Here is a 17,799-nt window from a genome sequence, read left to right as displayed (position 1 = left end):
CTTCGCTTTGCCCACCCTACGGCACTGCCAGTTTGCTATACTGCGATTGCAAACAGCAACCTGGCGGTCGACCCATGCAATCCCCTCCCTCCATCGCCACCGAATCCTTCTCCGACGCAGGCCTCGCCGTCGCCCGCCTCGAAGAGATCTACGAGCGCAACACGAAATTCCTGCGCGACCGGTTCGAGGCCTATGTCGGCGGTGAAGCGATCACGACACGGGTGCGGGCGTACTATCCCTTCGTCCGCCTCACCACCGCGACGCATGCGCGGCTGGATTCGCGCCTCGCCTACGGCTTCGTCGCGGGGCCCGGCGTGCACGAGACCAGCGTGACGCGGCCGGATTTGTTCCGCAGCTACCTCGTCGAGCAGATCGGTCTCCTGATCCAGAACCACGGCGTCCCCGTCGAGATCGGCGAGTCCAATGAGCCGATCCCGATCCACTTCGCCTACCGCCGCGACATCAACATCGAGGCCGCCATCACCACCAGCGAGAACTCGCCCGTGGCGCGTTCGCTGCGTGATGCGTTCGACGTGCCCGATCTCGCGACCATGGACGACGCGATCGCCGACGGCACCTTCGAGCTTCAGCCGGGCGCGCCCGAGCCGCTGTCCCTGTTTCGTGCCGCCCGCGTCGACTATTCGCTGCGCCGGCTCTACCACTACACGGGCACCGATCCCGAGCATTTCCAGAACTTCGTGATCTTCACCAACTACCAGTTTTATGTCGACGCCTTCGCGCAGCTCTGCCAGCAGCGGATTCAGTCCGGCGAGGCCGGTCTCGAGGCTTTCGTCGCGCCGGGCAACGTCATCACGCGTAGCGGCGGTGCGACCAGCGGCGTTGCGCCCGCGCGGGCGCCGCAGATGCCGGCCTTCCACCTGGTTGCATCAGGCTATCGCGGCATCACCCTGATCAACATCGGCACCGGCCCGTCCAACGCGCGCAACGTCACCGATCACGTCGCCGTGCTGCGGCCGCATGCCTGGTTGATGCTCGGCCATTGCGCGGGCCTGCGCAACACGCAGCGGCTCGGCGACTACGTGCTGGCCCACGGCTATGTGCGCGAGGACCATGTGCTCGACCGCGAGCTGCCGCTCTGGGTCCCGATCCCGGCGCTTGCCGAGATGCAGGTCGCGCTCGAGGACGCAGTCGAGGACGTCACCGGGCTCGAAGGTTTCGAGCTCAAGCGCCTGATGCGCACCGGCACCGTCGCAAGCGTCGACAATCGCAACTGGGAGATCAGTGGACCCGAGGTGATCCGCCGCATGTCGCAATCGCGCGCGGTGGCGCTCGACATGGAATCGGCCGCGATCGCCGCCAACGGTTACCGTTTCCGCGTTCCCTATGGCACGCTGCTCTGCGTCTCCGACAAGCCGCTGCATGGTGAGATCAAGCTCGCCGGCATGGCCAGCGAATTCTACCGCCGCCGCGTCGGCCAGCATCTCGAGATCGGGCTGAAGGCGCTGGAGCGGCTCAAGCAGCAGGAGTCCGAGCGGCTGCATTCGCGAAAGCTCCGCAGTTTCGCCGAAGTGGCATTCCAGTAAAGGACAACAGAACTGTCGTACGAACGTTGACGTCTCTGTGAGCGCAGCGTCCCGGAATATCGCTGCCGAGGCAGGGTTATCAATTCGTCCGGGGCCGCATGAAGCAGGACAGGAGACGGAGATGTTCACAAGGATGATCAGGCTCGTCACGCTCGGTACATTTGCGGCAGCCCTGTTGAGCTCGCCGGCGTTCGCCGCGGGCGGAGGCGGCGGTGGTGGAGGAGGCGGCGGCAGCATCAGCTCCACCGATCCCTATGCCGGCGCCTATTCGGATCAGAAGCCGCAGCCAACCTATCCGAAGCGGCCGGGCACCAAGGCAACCCAGAAGGGCAAGAAGCAAGGCAACCAATCCAGCATCGGCGATCCCGCTTTCGCCGCCGGCTACCGCGCGGCCTATGACACCATCTACGAGCGCAACGACTATGCGGCCGCGATCGCGCAGCTGAAGTCGCTCGGCCATGACGACCATCCGAACGTCGCCAACCTCATCGGCTATTCCTACCGCAAGCTCGGTGATTACGAGCAGTCGCAGGTCTGGTACGAGCGCGCCTTGCAGGCAGATCCGAACCACGTGCTGACGTGGCAATATTATGGACTGTGGCAGCTCGAACGGGGCAACCGCGAGCAAGCGCTCTATCACCTCGGCCGGATCGCATCCATCTGCGGGACGGACTGCGAGGAATATCGATCGCTGGCGGCGGCACTGGACAAGCCGACCGGAACTGCGCTCGTCTACTGACGTCGGCGCGTGGCCGACTGATGGGAGCGCGCTGTTGAAGAGCGTCGCATGACCGCCACGTCCCCTGGCGCGGGTGGTGACAACGCGTCAGATTTTCAGCATTGTCGTCGCGGGGCTCGACCGGGACGACTTGATGCCACTTTTGCGCGACAGGATCATTGGCCATGATCTCGAACGGCTTGCCTTTCGCTTCACCATGACGCGTGAAGACGAGGTCGTGCAGTGCCAGATCAGCGACGCCGCGATGGACGAGCTCGCGGGCATGCAGGGCACCGAAAGCAGCGCGCGACAGGCGCAGTTCCTGTCCCTGCGCGAGACCATCGAGCGGATCGCATCGGACATTTACGACGAGGCGCCGCGCGTGCAGGGCTACGTGGTGCGGATTTTCATGCGGCATTTGGGGAGGTAGGCCCCACGGTCGTCCTGGCGAAAGCCAGGACCCATACCGCGGAATCTATCGATCAGCGTAAGGTGCGAGTACCGAACGATGAGTCTTCGCCAAATTTCTCCCTGGGGTAATCGCGATGAGCGCAAGCGCTCACGCGTAGGTCCTGGCTTTCGTCAGGACGACAGTGGGGATGTGGCGAGGTCCTTTCGGGAAGTGCTGCGGCTACTCTGATAATTTCCTCAGCAGCAACTTCAGCGCCGTCGCCGCAAACACCTGCATGTTGCCGAACCGGTCGCCGCTCGCCGTCTCCAGCGTCATCACCTCTGACGCAGGCCCCGCAACGGCCATGCAGCTATGGCCGGCGGCATCGCCGTAGCGGTTGCCTGTGGGGCCGGCCGCGCCGGTTTCGGACAGGCCCCAGTCGCTGCCAAAGCGGCTGCGCATCTGTTCGGCCAGCAGCTTTGCATAAGGCTCCGAGGACGAACGAAAGCCCTTCATTCCTTCGTCCGAAATATCCATCAGCACGCGCCTGGCATCGCGGGTGTAGACCACGGCGCCGCCGAGGAAATAGGCGGACGCGCCGGGCACCGCGAGCAGGCTGGCCGAGATCAGGCCGCCTCCGGAGGATTCCGCAACCGCAATGGTCTGTTTGCGCGCGATCAGTTTGGCCGCGACCTGTTCCGCGATGCCGACGAGCTCTTTCATCCCTTGAATCCCTTATTCCAGCGCAGCTGCGCCTTCCTAGCATATGACAGCGGCGTTGGCCGAGTTGCGGTCGACGGGCAGGCCTGCTTCAATGGTGGGTGCAAGGCAGCCGCGAAGCGCTGCCAAGACAAGACGAGGAAACGTGAGAGGGGAGACGTCATGGCGTCCCTGATCGCCGGCGGCATTGATTGCGACGTGCATCCGGCCGTGCCGCATCTGACCAGCCTGCTGCCGTACCTGAACGACTATTGGCGCGATCAGGTGACGACGCGCGGCATGGTCGACCTCATCTCGCAATCCTATCCGCAGAATTCGCCGATCACGGCGCGTCCAGACTGGCGACCCGAGAGCGGGAAACCCGGCGAAAGCCTGGAGGACATGCAGCGCCATGTGCTCGATCCTTTCCAGCTCAGCTACGCCATCTGCAACCCGCTCTACGGCGTGCAGATGGTGTTCTCGGAAGATTTGCAGGCGGCCTTCTGCCGCGCGCTGAACGACTGGCTCGTGAAGGAATGGCTCGATCGTGATTCGCGGCTGCGCGGCTCGATCGTGATCCCCACGCAAAGCGTCGAGAAATCCGTCGCCGAGATCGAGCGCTGCGCGCAGGACCGGCGCTTCGTGCAAGTGCTGATGCTGGTCATGGGCGACACACCGCTCGGCAAGCGCGCGCTGTGGCCGATCTATGAGGCCGCGGAACGGCTCGACCTGCCGATCGGCATCCACGCCGGTTCCGCCTATCACAACCCACCGACTGCCGTTGGGTGGGGTTCCTACCACATCGAGGATTATGTCGGTCAGGCCCAGGCGTTCCAGACCCAGCTCACCAGCCTGATCGTCGAGGGCGTGTTCGCCAAATATCCGCGGCTGAAAATGGTGATGCTGGAGTCCGGTGTATCCTGGATCTCCCCCTATCTCTGGCGCCTGCACAAGTTCTGGCGCGGGGTGCGGATGGAAACGCCCTGGGTTGATCGCGCGCCGCTGGAACTTGTGCGCAGCAACATCCGCTTCTCGTTACAGCCATTTGATGCACCGCCGGACGAAGCGACATTAATTCGCCTGTTTGATCATATGCAGTCGGACGAATTGGTCCTATTCTCCACGGACTATCCGCACTGGCAGTTCGACGGCCCGGACGCACTGCCTGAAGGTCTGTCCCCCGATCTCGTGCGCAAGATCATGATCGACAATCCGCATGCGACCTATCCCCGCCTGACGTGAGCCCGCTGCCAAAGGAGGCAAGGCGATGAATATCCAGTTCCGCGAGAGCCAAGAAGCCGCTTCCCAACTGACCGTTAAAACCGCCATCGCGGACTGCGATATCCATCCGGCCCGCGCGACCCGCACCGAGCTGTATCCGTATCTCGCCAAACGCTGGCAGCATCATCTCGAGATCTACGGCGTGCACGCCTATCAAGGCATGACGGAAGGCCCGCCCTATCCGAAGGCCCAGCCCAATGCCTCGCGCCGCGACGCCTATCCGCCGGAAGGCGGCCCGCAGGGCTCTTCACTGTCGTTCATGCAGAAGCAGTTGCTCGATCCCAACAACGTGCAGCTCGGGGTGCTCAATCCGCTGGGCACCGGGCAGGGCATCCGCAATCACGAGCTTTCGGCCGCATTATGCTCGGCGATCAACGACTGGCAGATCGACAAATGGACCAGCAAGGACAAGCGCCTGAAGGCATCCATTGTCGTCGGCAATGAGGACGGGATGTCGGCCGCCGCGGAAATCCGCGAGCGTGCGGGCGACAAGAATTTCGTGCAGGTGCTGCTGCTCAGCCGCAATGTCGAGCCGCTCGGCCAGCGCCGCTATTGGCCGATCTACCAGGCCGCGGAAGAGGCCGGCCTTCCCGTCGGCGTCCACGCCTTCGGCTTCGGCGGCAATCCGATCACGCCGTCGGGCTGGCCGTCCTATTACATCGAGGAGATGGTCGGCCACTCGCAATGCCAGCAATCGGCGCTGGCGAGCCTCGTGCTGGAGGGCGTATTCGAGCGCTTCCCGAAATTGAAGATGGTGATGATCGAGGCCGGCTTCGGCTGGGCGCCGTCGCTGGCGTGGCGGCTCGACAAGGCCTGGCAGCGGCTGCGCAGCGAGGTGCCGCATGTGAAGCGGCCGCCGTCCGAATATATCCGCGAGCAGGTGTGGTGGACGACGCAGCCGATGGAGGATCCGGAACGGCGCGAGGATCTGTTCGACGTCATCAAATGGATCGGCTGGGATAGGTTGTTGTTCGCGACCGACTATCCGCATTGGGACTATGACGAGCCGTCGCGCGTGCTGCCGGCGGGCGTCAGCGAGGCCAACCGCGATGCGTTCTATCTCGGCAATGCGCGCGCGCTGTATGGGATCAATTGATGGCGCGGCATGTGATTGCGCCGGTCGATGAGCTGCCGCCGGGCACGCGAAAGTTTTTGGAGATCGACGGGCGGCCGATCGCGGTGTTCAACATCAAGGGCGAATATTTCGGCCTGATGAACCGTTGCCCGCATCAGGGCGCGGCGTTGTGTGAGGGACCGTTGATTGGGCTCGCGCAGTCGAGTGATCCCGGCGAGATCCAGTATACGAAACTCGGCGAGATCATCCGTTGCCCCTGGCATGGCTGGGAGTTCGACATTCGCACCGGCCAGTCCTACTGCGATCCCCGCCGCTTCCGCGTGAAAGCCTATCCGGCCCATGTCGAGCCGGGCGCGAGCGTGGTGAAGGGGCCGTATGTCGCCGAGACGATTCCGGTCAGCGTCGAGAGCGACTACGTGGTGGTGGAGCTGTAGGCCTCCGCCGTCATTCCGGGGCGGTCCGTAGGACCGAACCCGGAATCTCGAGATTTTCAGGTGCGCAACTGCGCACCATAGTTCGGTGCTTCGCATCGCCCCGGAATGACACCTTCCTAATGCCCCGCGACCGGCTCCGCCACCGCATCATAGGTCGGCACCGCCTTGCCGCCGCGATACACCGTCGAGGCCGCGATGATGCCGAGCAGCGCGGCGAACATCAGCCAGAAGCCGGGCGAGGCCTTGTCGCCGGTGTGCTCGATCAGCCAGGTCGAGGCGAACGGCGTGAAGGTGCCGAACAGCGCGGCGGCGAGCGCGAAGGCCAGCGAGAAGCAGGTGGTGCGGACATGCGCCGGCACGATCTCAACCAACGCGCCCAGCATGGTGCCGCTGTAGACGCCGAAATAGAACGAGAACATCATCTCGACCGCGAGCAGCTTGCCGAAGCTCGGCGCGGCCACCAGCCAGTGCAGCGCCGGATAGGCGGTGACCAGCGCAAGGCAGGCGATGGTGATGAGCACCGGCTTGCGGCCGATGCGGTCGGAGAGCGCGCCGCCGACCGGATTCCAGAAGAAGTTGGTCACGGCGACGAGCAGCGTCACCAGCAGGGCGTCCTGCGTCGACAGCTTCAGCACGGTCTTGCCGAAGGTCGGCGTGTACACGGTGACGAAGTAGAACGTCGTCGTGGTCAGGACCGCGATCATCATGCCGAGGAGGACGATGCGCCAGTTGGCGAGCGCGGAGGCGAACACCTCGCTCGCCGTCGGGTGCTTCTTCATGGCGAGGAAGGCCGGCGTTTCCTCGAGCGTCCGCCGCAGAAAGAAGATCAGGGGAATGATCAGGCAGCCGACGAAGAACGGAATGCGCCAGCCCCAGGACGCGACGGTGTCGGCCGGCATCATCTCGGACAGGATGTAGCCGAGGATCGAGGCCACGAAGATCGCGACCTGCTGGCTCGACGACTGGAACGAGGTGTAGAAGCCGCGATTGCCGGGCGTGGAGATCTCCGCAAGATACACCGAGACGCCGCCGAGCTCGACGCCGGCGGAGAAGCCTTGCAGCAAACGGCCGATCAGCACGATGACCGGCGCCGCGATACCGATCGTCGCGTAGCTAGGACAGAACGCGATGACGACGGTGCCGATGGCCATGATGCCGAGCGTGACGATCAGGCCCTGGCGGCGGCCGATGCGGTCGATGTAAGCGCCGAGAACGATCGCGCCGACGGGCCGCATCAAGGCGCCGAGCCAGAACACGCCGAACGTGTTGAGCAGCGAGGCGGTCTCGTTGGTGGAGGGGAAGAACGCCTTGCCGATCGCGGCGGCATAGAAGCCGAACAGGAAGAAGTCGAACTGCTCGAGGAAATTGCCCGACGTCGCGCGCAGGATCGCGCCGATGCGCGACTTGATCTCGGGCGGATTGGTTGCTGGTCCAGCCATGACGTTGCTCCCCTTCAGGATGTGGCCGGACCGGAACTCACTTCACGGTAGGCGACGATTGTTGCTGCGACAATCTGTCATACCCCTTCCCGCGCGAGGCGCAGCGAGTCAATCGGTTTTCCGGAGGAAGCTGATGATTTTTCAGGCTTTATTTTGCGTTGCAGCGACCAGCCATTGGCGGAACGCGGCAAGCTTCGGTGCCTCGCGGCGGCCCACCGGCGAGACGAGATAGAAGCCGGCATCGGCCGGGAGCGCGATCTTGAAGGGGACCACGAGCCGGCCCTTGGCGATGTCGTCCTGCACGTAGGACGTCCGACCCATCGCCACGCCCATGCCGTCGATCGCCGCCTGCACCGTCATGAAGGTCATGTCGAAGGTGATGCCCGGCTGCCGGGAGATCCCGGTCGACAGTCCCGCTGCCGTCAGCCAGAGCCGCCAGTCGTCGCTGTTGGTGCTGTGCAGCAGCGTGTGGTCTTTCAAATCCTCGGGCGTGCGAAGCGACTTGTCACTGCGCAGCAGCGAGGGGCTGCACACCGGAAACAGCTCGTCTGCCATCAGCCACTCGGCGCGCAGTCCCGGCCATTGGCCGCGCCCGTAGCGGATCGCGGCATCGACATTGTCGCGCTGGAAGTCGACGAGGCTCGTCGATGTCGTGATGCGGACGTCGATGCCGGGATGGCTCTCCTGGAAATCGGTCAGCCGCGGCAGCAGCCATTTTGCCGCGAGCGAAGCAATCGTCGAGACCGTCAGGACGTTGTCGTCATTCTTGCGCAGCAGGCGGTCGGTGGCGAGGCGCAAATCGTTGAAGGCGGCGCGGATGCCCGGAAGGTAGTCGCGCGCCTCCGGCGTCAGCGCCAGCGCGCGATTCTGCCGGATGAACAGGCGGACGCCGAGCTCCTCCTCGAGCCTGCGGATCTGATGGCTGATCGCGGTCTGCGTCACGTTCAGCTCGCTCGCCGCCAGCGTGAAGCTGAGATGGCGCGCGGCGGCCTCAAACGCCCGCAATCCGTTCAGGGAGGGCAATCTGGCAGTCATCTGGCAGCAGGATGCATGACGTTATTTCATGCGAAAGGGTACAAATTTTCGTTTGTCGCGGTGCACTAGGAAGCAGATATTAGCGGTCAACTTAGCTCCAGGAGCTGAAAATGTCTACGCTGACCCAGAATTCGATGACAAATCATCATGCGCCGAGCCTGATCCACCAGATCGGTGAGACCCTCCACATCTGGCACGAGCGCTATCGTAACAGGCGCGAACTGGCCAACTGGACGGCCCGCGACCTCCACGACGTCGGCCTGTCCTGGACCGACATTGCCTTCGAGGCCGACAAACCCTTCTGGCGGGCCTGATTGGCCGCCAGGCCGGCGCTGCCTGACTGTGGGGGCGCCGGCGGTCCCTTTTGTGAAGGGCTCGTGTCATGAACATGTTTCGCCTGGAAGACCTGAAGCAATATTCGGATACGCTGCGCACGCGCGACGGCGCCGCGCTCAACGTTCGCTTCGTCGAGCCGCGCGACACCGACGAGCTTCAGCACTATTTCCGCTCGCTCTCGACCCGCTCCCGCTACAACCGCTTCTTCGGCGCGATCAGCGAATTGCCGAAGGGGCTGCTGCACGACTTCCTCGAGGTCGGCGAGCGTGATCGTTTCACCGTCGTCGCGACCATGACGGTCGACGGCTTCGAGACCATCGTCGCCGAAGCGCGCTACGCATTGCATGCCGAAACCGCGTTGCTCGAATTCGGCCTGTCGGTCGATGATCGTTGGCAGGGCCACGGCGTCGCCGCCGCGCTGATGAAGAACCTCGAATGCCGCGCGGCGGCGCTTGGCGCCGAGCACATGTTCGGCGACACACTGCGCTCCAACGAGGCCATGGTCTCGCTCGCCCGCAAATCAGGTTTTGCCTTCGTCAACCATCCCGACGACTGGAAGCTGGTGCGCTTCGACAAGGAAATCACCGTCGCACCGAAAGACATTCCTTGTGCGAGCTGGCGCCTCGTCGCCCTTTCCCGTCAGGCCGATAGCCCCTCAGCCTCGGCCTGACACCACTGCAAGCCCGGCTCAGGGCGACCTGAGCCGGGCTTTTTTTGCGCTGCACATTCCGTCATCCTGAGATGCGCGGCGCAGCGCGTCGCGCGAGGAGCCTCGAAGGATGAACGGCCCCGCCGGTTCGTTCAGTTCATTGCAGCAACAGCCGGGCCGTCGCCCTTCGAGGGCCGCTGAAGAAACGGCCGACTCAGGGTGACGGGAAGGCTTCCCGAGTGGGCCTACTTCCCCGTGAACACCGCTTTCCGCTTCTCGATGAACGCCTGCACCGCCTCCTTGTGGTCGGCCGTCGTGGTCAGGCGGATCAGCCGTTCGGCCTCGTGGTCGCGCGCGGTTTCGAAATCGAACAGCAGGGCCTCGTCGAGATTGTCCTTCATGTAGCGCAGCGCGAGGCGCGGGCCTTCGGCGAGCGACTTTGCCAAGGCGAAGGCCTCCGTCTGCAATTTGTCGTCGGGAACGACGCGGTTGACGAGGCCGATGGTTTCGGCCCGTGCGGCATCGACCCGATCGCCGGTCAACATCAGCTCGCGCGCACGCGCGGTGCCGACGAGCCGGGTCAAGAGCCAGGCGATGCCGTAATCGCCGCTGAGCGCGATGCGGGCATAGCCGGTGGCGACGAAGGCCGATTGCGCGGCGATGCGGATGTCGCAGGCCATCGCGATGGCGAGCCCCGCGCCGACCGCGGGGCCGGGTAGGGCTGCGATGGTCGGCTTGCGCACCGACACCAGCGCGCCGGTGAGCAGGCGCTGCCGCTCCTGGAGATCGGCGACCTTGTCGTCAAAGGACATGTCGAGCTTGGCCTTGTCGCGATGCGCGCCCATGCCCTTGACGTTGCCGCCGGCGCAGAACGCTTCACCCGCGCCGGTGAGCAGCAGCGCGCCGACGTTCGGATCCTCGCCGCAGCTGCGGATCATCCTGCGCAGCGCCGGCGTCAGTGCATCCGAGAGCGAGTTGCGCGCCTCCGGCCGGTTCAGCGTGATGACAGCGACGCGGTCGCGGATGACGCAAAGGAGTTCGTCGGTGCCGGTGTCGATGGTGGTTTCGCTGCTCATCGTTCCTCCCTGCTCTTGTAGGGTGGGCAAAGCGAAAGCGTGCCCACCATTCTTTTCCTCGCGATCGTTGGTGGGCACGGCGCTACGCGCCTTTGCCCACCCTACGGCAGCTCGCCTCAAAACTTCTCCACCCAGGGCCGCAGCTCCAGCTCCCAGCTCCAGGCGCTGCGCTGCTGCTGCAACACGTTCCAGTAGCTCTGGGCGATCGCATCGGGATCGAGCATCGAGTCCGGCTTGTCAGGTGCTTCCGTGCGTGCCGCGCTGCGGATGCCGCCGTCGATCACGAAATGCGCGACATGGATGCCCTGCGGCGACAGTTCGCGCGCCAGGCTCTGTGCGAGGCCACGCAGCGCGAACTTGCCCATCGCGAAGGAGGCCGACTGCGCATAGCCCTTGACGCTGGCGGACGCGCCGGTGAACAGGATCGCGCCGTGCTTGTTCGGCAGCATGCGCCTGGCCGCCTGCTGCGCCACCAGGAAGCCGCCATAGGCGCTGACCGCGATCGCGTTCGCGACGTCGGCCGGAACGAGCTCGACGAACGGTCCGCGGGTGCGGCCGCTGGCGTTGTAGACCACGAGGTCGGGCGTGCCGATCTCGCGCTCGACGAGGCCGAACAGCCGCTCGACCTCATCAGGCTCGGTGGCGTTGCAGGCGTAGGCCTTGGCGCCGGTCTCGCTGCAGAGCGCGCCGAGTTTTTCGATCTTGCGCGCAGCCAGCGCGACGCGGATTCCCTGCGCGGACAGCAGCCGCGCCAGCGAAGCGCTCAGGCCTTCGCCGGCGCCGACGATGAGGGCGATCTTGTATTTCGGGTGTTCCATGGCGTGATCTCTCGGGGACGGGGAGAGGCTGATCTATGCATGGGCCGCGCCGACAACCAGCAGGTACGCCGGCTCGCCGGATCACAATTCCGCAGAGCGAATTGCTCCCTCACGGCGATCATGCCTCCCTGACAATTTGCGGCTTTATCGCTTCTCACGACTGGAGCATGATCGACATCATCCAAAGCGGCAAGCGTCAAAACAGCGCAAAAATGTCCGCGCGGCGGAAACGAAGAGGACGATCATGCACAAGCCGGTCCCGGCGCAGCCAAAGAATGTCGCGGCCGAGCAATCCGGCCTGCTGGCCCCCGATACATCGGGCATGAACTTCTACCGCGCCGACCAGGCGCTCACCGACCTCCTGCGCATCCATCTGCCGGAGACGCTGTTCCGTCACATCGAGCCGCATCTCGATCGACTGGGCGAACTCGCCGGCGGCTGTCTCGACGAATGCGCGCGGCTCGCCGACCGGCATACGCCGGTGCTGCACCAGCGCGACAAGTTCGGCCGCGACGTGCAGTGGATCGAATACCATCCGGCCTATCGCGAATTGGAGAACGCCGCCTTCGGCGAGTTCGGCATCCACGCTCTCTCGATCCGCAAGGGCATCATGGGCTGGCCGGACAAATATCCCGTGGTGGCAAAACACGCCTTCACCTTCCTGTTCAACCAGACCGAATTCGGCATGGGCTGCCCGATCAACGTCACCGACGGCTGCGCAAAGCTGCTGGCAAATTTCGGCGACGAGGCATTGAAGGCGAAGTATCTCGACGGCCTGACCCAGACCGACATGAGCAAGCTGACACAGGGCGGTCAGTTCATGACCGAAAAGGAAGGCGGCTCCGATGTCGGCACGCTGACCACGCGCGCGGTAAGGGAGGGCGACCATTGGCGCCTCCATGGCGAAAAATGGTTCTGCTCGAATGCCGACGCCAAGGTCGTCATGCTGCTGGCGCGCCCCGAAGGGGCGGGCCCCGGCACACGCGGCGTCGGCCTGTTCCTGATGCCGCGCTTCCTCGACGACGGCTCGCAGAACCACTACCGGATCGTGCGCCTGAAGGACAAGCTCGGCACGCGCTCGATGGCGTCAGGCGAGATCAAGCTGGAAGGCGCGATTGCGTACGCGGTCGGCAAGCTCGATCGCGGTTTCGTGCAGATGGCCGAGATGGTGAATTCCTCGCGGCTCTCCAACGGCGTCAAATCCACCGCGCTGATGCGCCGTGCCTATCACGACGCGCTTGCCGTGGCGAAGAACCGCGTTGTGTTCGGCCAGCGTATCATCGACCTGCCGCTCGGCCGAAGGCAGATGCTGAAGATCATGCTTCCGGTCGAGCAGGCGCTGTCGATGAGCTTTCTGACCGCCGACGCGCTCGACCGCGCCGAGGCCGGTAGCCAGGATGCCGCGGCGCTGCTGCGCATCCTGACACCAACGCTGAAATTCCGTGCCACGCGCGATGCGCGAAAGGTCTGCGGCGATGCGCTCGAGATGCGTGGCGGCATCGGTTATATCGAGGAATTCGCCACGCCGCGCCTGCTGCGCGACGCGCATCTCGGATCGGTCTGGGAGGGCACCGGCAACATCGTTGCCATCGATGCGTTGCGGCGCGCGGTCGGCCGCCACGGCGCCGAATCCGCGCTCGCCGCCGATCTGCATGCGCGGCTCGACGACAGTGCGTCCGTGCCGCAGGCCTGGCGCGACAATCTGCGCGGCCTGGTCGATCGCGCCGTCGGCTTTGCGCGCGAGGTCGCGGGGGCGTCCGAGAACGAGGCCGATGCGCGCCGCGCTACCAGCTTGCTCTATCATGTCGCAAGCGCAGTTGCGCTCGCCTGGGAAGCACACCGTATCCACGACATGCGCGGCGATGCGCGCCGGCTGCTGCTGTCGCGGCTGGTGATCGATCATCGGGTGTCGCCGAGCGATCCGTTCCGGCTGACGGAAAATGCAACGCAAGCGAAGATCGCCGCGCTGCTGCTGGACGATCGCGTTGCCGGCATGAGCGAGGTTGGCGATTTGGTTCTGGCAGCGTAGGCTGCGCTCACGTTCGAACCAAAAAAAGCCATGGGGAGTTCTCGATGAAGGCCGCCGTCCTCTATGAAGTCAACCAGCCGCTGGTCATCGAGAATGTGAGCCTGCCGAAGCCGGGCCCGCGCGAGGTGCTGATCCGCACGGCGGTCGCCGGCCTCTGTCACTCCGACCTGCATTTCATGGAAGGCCTTTATCCGCATCCGCTGCCGGCGGTGCTCGGACACGAATCCGCAGGCGTGGTCGAACAGGTCGGCTCGGACGTCACCTACGTGAAGCCCGGCGATCACGTCGTCACCTGCCTGTCCGTGTTCTGCGGCACCTGCGACAATTGCACCACGGGCCGCACCGTGCTCTGCACCGACACGACGGTGAAGCTGCTGCCTGGCGCCTCCAACCGGATGCAGTGGTCGAAGCCCGAGAAGCTGCACCAGTTCCTCAATCTCTCGTCGTTCGCCGAGCAGATGCTGGTGCACGAGAACGCCATCGTCAAAATCAGGAAGGAAATGCCGCTCGATCTCGCCGCGCTGATCGGCTGCGGCGTCATCACCGGCTACGGCGCGGTGGTGAACACCGCGAAGGTGACGGCCGGCGAGACCGTGGCCGTGATCGGCTGCGGCGGCGTCGGCATGGCCGCGATCAACGGGGCGCAGATCGCCGGCGCCGGCCGCATCATCGCCATCGACACCAATCCGGCAAAGCTCCAGCTCGCGACCAAGCTGGGTGCGACCGACATCATCAATCCCGCCGATGGCGACGTCGTGAAACAGGTGCGCGACCTCACCAATGGCGGCGTGCACCATTCCTTCGAGGTGCTCGGCCGCAAGGAGACCGCGGAGCAGGCCTTCGGCATGCTCGCCTCCGGCGGCACCGCCACCATCGTCGGCATGATCCCGTTCGGCCAGAAGATCGAGCTGCACGGGTTCGATTTCCTGCGCGAGCGCAAGATCCAGGGCTCGTCGATGGGCTCGAACCATTTCCGGGTCGACATGCCGCGCCTCGTCGATTTCTACCTGCGCGGCCGGCTGCACCTGGAAGACTGGATCTCGGCCAAGCTGAAGCTGTCCGAGATCAACGAGGGCTTTGCCAACATGAAGGCCGGCAAGACGCTGCGCAGCGTGATCATGTTCGATAGCTGAGCCACAACGAAGGTGTCATCGCCCGCCTTGTGCGCAATTGCGCACTAGGCGGGGCATGACAGCGGAGAGTATGGAGGCAGCGTGCCCGCCTCACCGCGACACGTGCGCCGACACCGCCTGCCATTTGCCGTTCTTTTTCGTCCAGCAATCGGTGTACCGCCCGGTCGCCTGCTGGCCGTCGGCGGTGGTGTAGCTGGTCGCGGCGTGGATGATGGCGAAGTCGCCCATGATGCGGATGACGATGTCGTGCGCGTGCAGATTGCGGATCGCGATCGGCCGCGCCGTCTGTTCCAGGAAGGCGGCGCGATCGACCAGTGTCTTGTCGGGATTGGAGCAATAGAACTCCGGCGCCAGGATCTCGTCGAAGCGCTTGACGTCGCAGTTCTGCACGGAGGCGACGTAGTCGCGGTTGAGCGTGGTGAGGTCCTCCATGTCCTGGCTCATGACGTTCTCTCCCCTTCGGTCGTTGACGACAGGACTAATCATCAAACAATGGCGGCGGTGTGAAGCCACCGAACTCGCGCTCGATCAGCTCGGCGAGCCTGAGCGGCGTGCGATCCTCGAGGAAGGGGCCGACGATCTGGACGCCGACAGGCAGGCCGTCCTTCGACAGACCGAGCGGAACGGTCGTCGCAGGCAGGCCCGGAAGCGTCGCAATGCCGGGCCAGGCGAGCTGGTCGGAATAGGGGTAGTCCTTGCCGTCGATGCTGATGCGTCGCAGGCTCTGTTCCGGCGAATGATCATGCGGATAGGCCGGTGTCGGCATGATCGGGCAGATCACCGCATCGAAGCTCCTGAACAGCGCGCGCCATTGCGCGCGCAGGCCGGCCCGCGAACCTGCGTCGAGCACCCAGGCGCGGTGGCTTGCGATGATGCCGCGCAGTCGCTCCGCGCCGAGGCTCCGGTCCTCCGGCGACAATTGGCTCGCCCGTGCCTGCGAATCCGCCAGCTCCTCGGGCAGGAAGAACGCGCCGAGGAAGCCCAGCAGCATGCGCATATAGAGCCTCGACGTCGCCGCGAAATCCGGCAGCAGCGCGCTCTCGCGCGCGACCGTCACGCCGGCCTTCGAAAGATCGGTCGCGAGCTTGTCGATCGCGCCGCGGACATCCCGGTCGGTCGGCAGCAGCGGATCGCTGTCGATCACCAGGACACGAAAATCCCGCAGCGATTGATGCCGTGCAACGGGCAGGTCGAGCTTGTAGGCGACACCGGTTTCCAACGGATCCGGTCCCGCCATGACGTCGAGCAGCAGGGAAAGATCCGCAGCGGTGCGCGCCATCGGGCCGATGACGGCGAGGTCGCCTTCGCGCGGAAGGGCCGGAAATGGCGGAGGGGTCTCTCCGCGCGCCGGGCAGAGATTGATGGTCGGCTTGTGAGCGAAGATGCCGCAATGAAATGCCGGCACGCGCAGGGAGCCGCCGATGTCGGAGCCGGTGGCGAGCGCGCAATAGCTTGCGGCAAGGGCTGCCGCCGATCCGCCGGACGAACCACCGGGTGTGCGGCCGAGGTCATAGGGATTGTTCGTGGTGCCGTAGATGTCGTTGTAGCTTTGCCAGTCGGCGAGTCCCACTGGCACGTTGGTCTTGCCGAGGATCACGCCGCCGGCCTGCTTGATGCGGGCCACCGGCAGTGCGTCCTCCACGGGCCTGAAATCCTTCTGCGGCACGAACCCCCAGGTCGTCGGCAGGCCGGCGACGTTGAAGGATTCCTTGATCGTCAGGGGCAGGCCGAGCAGCGGCTTGCGCTCGCCGCGGGCCAACGCGGCGTCCGCCTCGCGCGCGGCGCCGAGCGCGCGATCGAAATCCCGGACGCAGATCGCGTTGATCTTGCCGTCGTGACGCTCGATGCGCGCGATCGCGTCCTGCGTGAGCTCGACCGCGGAGACCTTCTTCGCGCTCAATGCGGCCGACAGCTCGACCGCACTCCTGAAACTCCATTCCGACCTGGCCACGGCGCTTCTCCCGCTCTTGTTGTCGCAAGGATGATGCGCAGTTTGGCCGGACGCTGCAACCGCCGTTTGATGGCGATTGATGTGAAGCTCGCTGTCATCGCCCGGCTTGGCCGGGCGATCCAGTATTCCAGAGACAACTGAGATAGAATCGAGGGGGCGCGGCGTACTGGATGCCCCGCCTGCGCGGGGCATGACACCGAGGGTGCGGAACCTACGCCGCCCCGATCAATATCCCAACCGCCAGCACGATGGCGCCGCCGAGCACGATCTGGAACACCGCCTGCAGGAACGGCGTGTCCATGTAGCGCGCGCGGATGAAGGCGATCGCCCACAATTCGAAGAACACGACGACGCAGGCGATCGCGGTCGCGATCCAGAACGCATTGGCCCAACTATCCGGCACGAGATAGGGCATGGTATGGCCGAGCCCGCCGAGCGTCGTCATCGCGCCGCAGGTGACGCCGCGCAGCCAGGGCGAGCCGCGTCCCGTGAGCGAGCCGTCGTCGGAGAGCGCTTCCGCAAAGCCCATGCTGATGCCGGCGCCGATCGAGGCGGCGAGGCCGACGAGAAACGTCTGCCAGTTCTGATGCGTGGCAAAGGCGGCCGCGAACAGCGGCGCCAGCGTCGAGACCGATCCGTCCATCAGGCCTGCGAGGCCCGGCTGCACATATTGCAGCACGAACATGCGGCGGTTGGTGCGATCCTCCTCGGCGCGGACGTCGGAATTGAGGATCTCGCCGGTCAGCTTGGCGGCGGTCTCCTCGTGACCTTTCTCGGCTTCGGCGAGATCGCCGAGCAGGCGGCGCACGCCGACATCCTGGGCCTGCTCGGCGGCCTTCACGTAGAAGCGCTCCGCCTGCATCTCCATGGTCTCAACTTCCCGGCGGATGGCGTCGAGCGACAGATTCTTGGTCAGCCAGACTGGGCGGCGGCGCAGGAATCCCTTGACGTCCTCGCGCCGTATCGGCGGCAGATGCGGACCGAAGCGCTGCTCGTACATTTCCAGCAGCATGTGACGATGGCCGCGTTCCTCCTCGGCCATCTGTTCGAACAGCTTTGCCGAGTCCGGATAGCGTTCCTTCAGGTCTTCGGCGAAGGTCATGTAGATGCGGCTGTCCTCCTCCTCGGAGGAAATCGCGACCGCGAGCACCTCGCGCTCGGTCAGATCGGCAAAATTCTTCACGGCGGCCC

The 17,799-nt window shown here is 64.8% G+C and carries 18 protein-coding genes; 10 read left to right on the top strand and 8 right to left on the bottom strand.

The window, feature by feature from the left end; genetic code table 11:
• Positions 1-74 precede the first annotated feature (74 nt).
• The 3 genes from RAD15_RS29150 (at position 75) to RAD15_RS29140 (ending at position 2,692) form a co-directional block, all read left to right on the top strand.
• A complete protein-coding gene (locus RAD15_RS29150; RefSeq protein ID WP_458181660.1) occupies positions 75-1,544 on the top strand; it encodes an AMP nucleosidase in 1,470 nt (489 codons plus the stop codon).
• 121 nt (positions 1,545-1,665) lie between these two features.
• Positions 1,666-2,283: a tetratricopeptide repeat protein gene (locus tag RAD15_RS29145; protein WP_458181659.1), complete on the top strand. Its 618-nt coding sequence runs from the start codon at positions 1,666-1,668 to the stop codon at positions 2,281-2,283.
• A gap of 133 nt (positions 2,284-2,416) precedes the next feature.
• Complete coding sequence (locus tag RAD15_RS29140) at positions 2,417-2,692, top strand: DUF1488 family protein (protein ID WP_458181759.1); 276 nt, start codon at positions 2,417-2,419, stop codon at positions 2,690-2,692.
• Between the two features lie 201 nt (positions 2,693-2,893).
• On the opposite strand, the gene RAD15_RS29135 is transcribed toward RAD15_RS29140, so the two are convergent.
• Complete coding sequence (locus RAD15_RS29135) at positions 2,894-3,376, bottom strand: CinA family protein (RefSeq protein ID WP_458181658.1); 483 nt, start codon at positions 3,374-3,376, stop codon at positions 2,894-2,896.
• Between the two features lie 159 nt (positions 3,377-3,535).
• On the opposite strand from RAD15_RS29135, the gene RAD15_RS29130 reads away from it, so the two are divergent.
• From RAD15_RS29130 to RAD15_RS29120, 3 genes are read left to right on the top strand one after another with little or no spacing between them, the layout of a single operon-like run.
• Positions 3,536-4,594, top strand: coding sequence for an amidohydrolase family protein (locus tag RAD15_RS29130; RefSeq protein ID WP_458181657.1), 1,059 nt, complete (start codon positions 3,536-3,538; stop codon positions 4,592-4,594).
• 25 nt (positions 4,595-4,619) lie between these two features.
• The gene (locus RAD15_RS29125; RefSeq protein ID WP_458181656.1) at positions 4,620-5,729 is read left to right on the top strand and encodes an amidohydrolase family protein; all 1,110 of its coding nucleotides are present in this window, start codon (positions 4,620-4,622) and stop codon (positions 5,727-5,729) included.
• The gene (locus tag RAD15_RS29120; RefSeq protein WP_458181655.1) at positions 5,729-6,142 is read left to right on the top strand and encodes a Rieske (2Fe-2S) protein; all 414 of its coding nucleotides are present in this window, start codon (positions 5,729-5,731) and stop codon (positions 6,140-6,142) included. Before RAD15_RS29125 ends, RAD15_RS29120 begins: the two co-directional genes overlap by 1 nt.
• 116 nt (positions 6,143-6,258) lie before the next feature.
• On the opposite strand, the gene tcuC is transcribed toward RAD15_RS29120, so the two are convergent.
• Together tcuC and RAD15_RS29110 are read right to left on the bottom strand one after the other, a co-directional pair.
• Positions 6,259-7,581: a tricarballylate/proton symporter TcuC gene (gene tcuC / locus RAD15_RS29115; protein WP_458181654.1), complete on the bottom strand. Its 1,323-nt coding sequence runs from the start codon at positions 7,579-7,581 to the stop codon at positions 6,259-6,261.
• Between the two features lie 141 nt (positions 7,582-7,722).
• Positions 7,723-8,616, bottom strand: a complete 894-nt coding sequence (locus RAD15_RS29110; RefSeq protein WP_458181653.1) for a transcriptional regulator GcvA — start codon at positions 8,614-8,616, stop codon at positions 7,723-7,725.
• 110 nt (positions 8,617-8,726) lie between these two features.
• Here RAD15_RS29110 and RAD15_RS29105 point away from each other — a divergent pair, with 110 nt between their 5' ends.
• Together RAD15_RS29105 and RAD15_RS29100 are read left to right on the top strand one after the other, a co-directional pair.
• Positions 8,727-8,930: a DUF1127 domain-containing protein gene (locus RAD15_RS29105; protein WP_458181652.1), complete on the top strand. Its 204-nt coding sequence runs from the start codon at positions 8,727-8,729 to the stop codon at positions 8,928-8,930.
• Positions 8,931-8,998: 68 nt separating this feature from the next.
• Positions 8,999-9,622: an N-acetyltransferase family protein gene (locus RAD15_RS29100; protein ID WP_458181651.1), complete on the top strand. Its 624-nt coding sequence runs from the start codon at positions 8,999-9,001 to the stop codon at positions 9,620-9,622.
• Between the two features lie 224 nt (positions 9,623-9,846).
• On the opposite strand, the gene RAD15_RS29095 is transcribed toward RAD15_RS29100, so the two are convergent.
• Both RAD15_RS29095 and RAD15_RS29090 read right to left on the bottom strand, forming a co-directional pair.
• Positions 9,847-10,677, bottom strand: coding sequence for an enoyl-CoA hydratase (locus tag RAD15_RS29095; RefSeq protein WP_458181650.1), 831 nt, complete (start codon positions 10,675-10,677; stop codon positions 9,847-9,849).
• A gap of 116 nt (positions 10,678-10,793) precedes the next feature.
• Entirely contained in the window at positions 10,794-11,495 is a 702-nt protein-coding gene (locus tag RAD15_RS29090) for an SDR family NAD(P)-dependent oxidoreductase (RefSeq protein WP_458181649.1), read from the bottom strand.
• 244 nt (positions 11,496-11,739) lie between these two features.
• On the opposite strand from RAD15_RS29090, the gene RAD15_RS29085 reads away from it, so the two are divergent.
• Together RAD15_RS29085 and RAD15_RS29080 are read left to right on the top strand one after the other, a co-directional pair.
• Positions 11,740-13,524, top strand: a complete 1,785-nt coding sequence (locus RAD15_RS29085; protein ID WP_458181648.1) for an acyl-CoA dehydrogenase family protein — start codon at positions 11,740-11,742, stop codon at positions 13,522-13,524.
• A 44-nt stretch (positions 13,525-13,568) separates the two neighbouring features.
• Entirely contained in the window at positions 13,569-14,657 is a 1,089-nt protein-coding gene (locus RAD15_RS29080; RefSeq protein WP_458181647.1) for a Zn-dependent alcohol dehydrogenase, read from the top strand.
• A 90-nt stretch (positions 14,658-14,747) separates the two neighbouring features.
• Here the strand turns inward: RAD15_RS29080 and RAD15_RS29075 are convergent, their stop codons facing one another.
• From RAD15_RS29075 to mbfA, 3 genes are all read right to left on the bottom strand, one after another.
• Complete coding sequence (locus RAD15_RS29075; protein WP_458181646.1) at positions 14,748-15,101, bottom strand: nuclear transport factor 2 family protein; 354 nt, start codon at positions 15,099-15,101, stop codon at positions 14,748-14,750.
• A 34-nt stretch (positions 15,102-15,135) separates the two neighbouring features.
• Positions 15,136-16,608 carry an amidase gene (locus RAD15_RS29070; RefSeq protein ID WP_458181645.1) on the bottom strand — a complete coding sequence of 491 codons (1,473 nt, stop codon included), beginning with the start codon at positions 16,606-16,608 and terminating at the stop codon, positions 15,136-15,138.
• Between the two features lie 211 nt (positions 16,609-16,819).
• Positions 16,820-17,791, bottom strand: a complete 972-nt coding sequence (gene mbfA, locus RAD15_RS29065) for an iron exporter MbfA (protein ID WP_458181644.1) — start codon at positions 17,789-17,791, stop codon at positions 16,820-16,822.
• Positions 17,792-17,799 lie beyond the last annotated feature (8 nt).

This window comes from Bradyrhizobium sp. 14AA (genome assembly GCF_054185205.1).
Note: the sequence above shows the minus strand (reverse complement) of the source record. Positions and strands in the feature narration are given on the sequence as shown.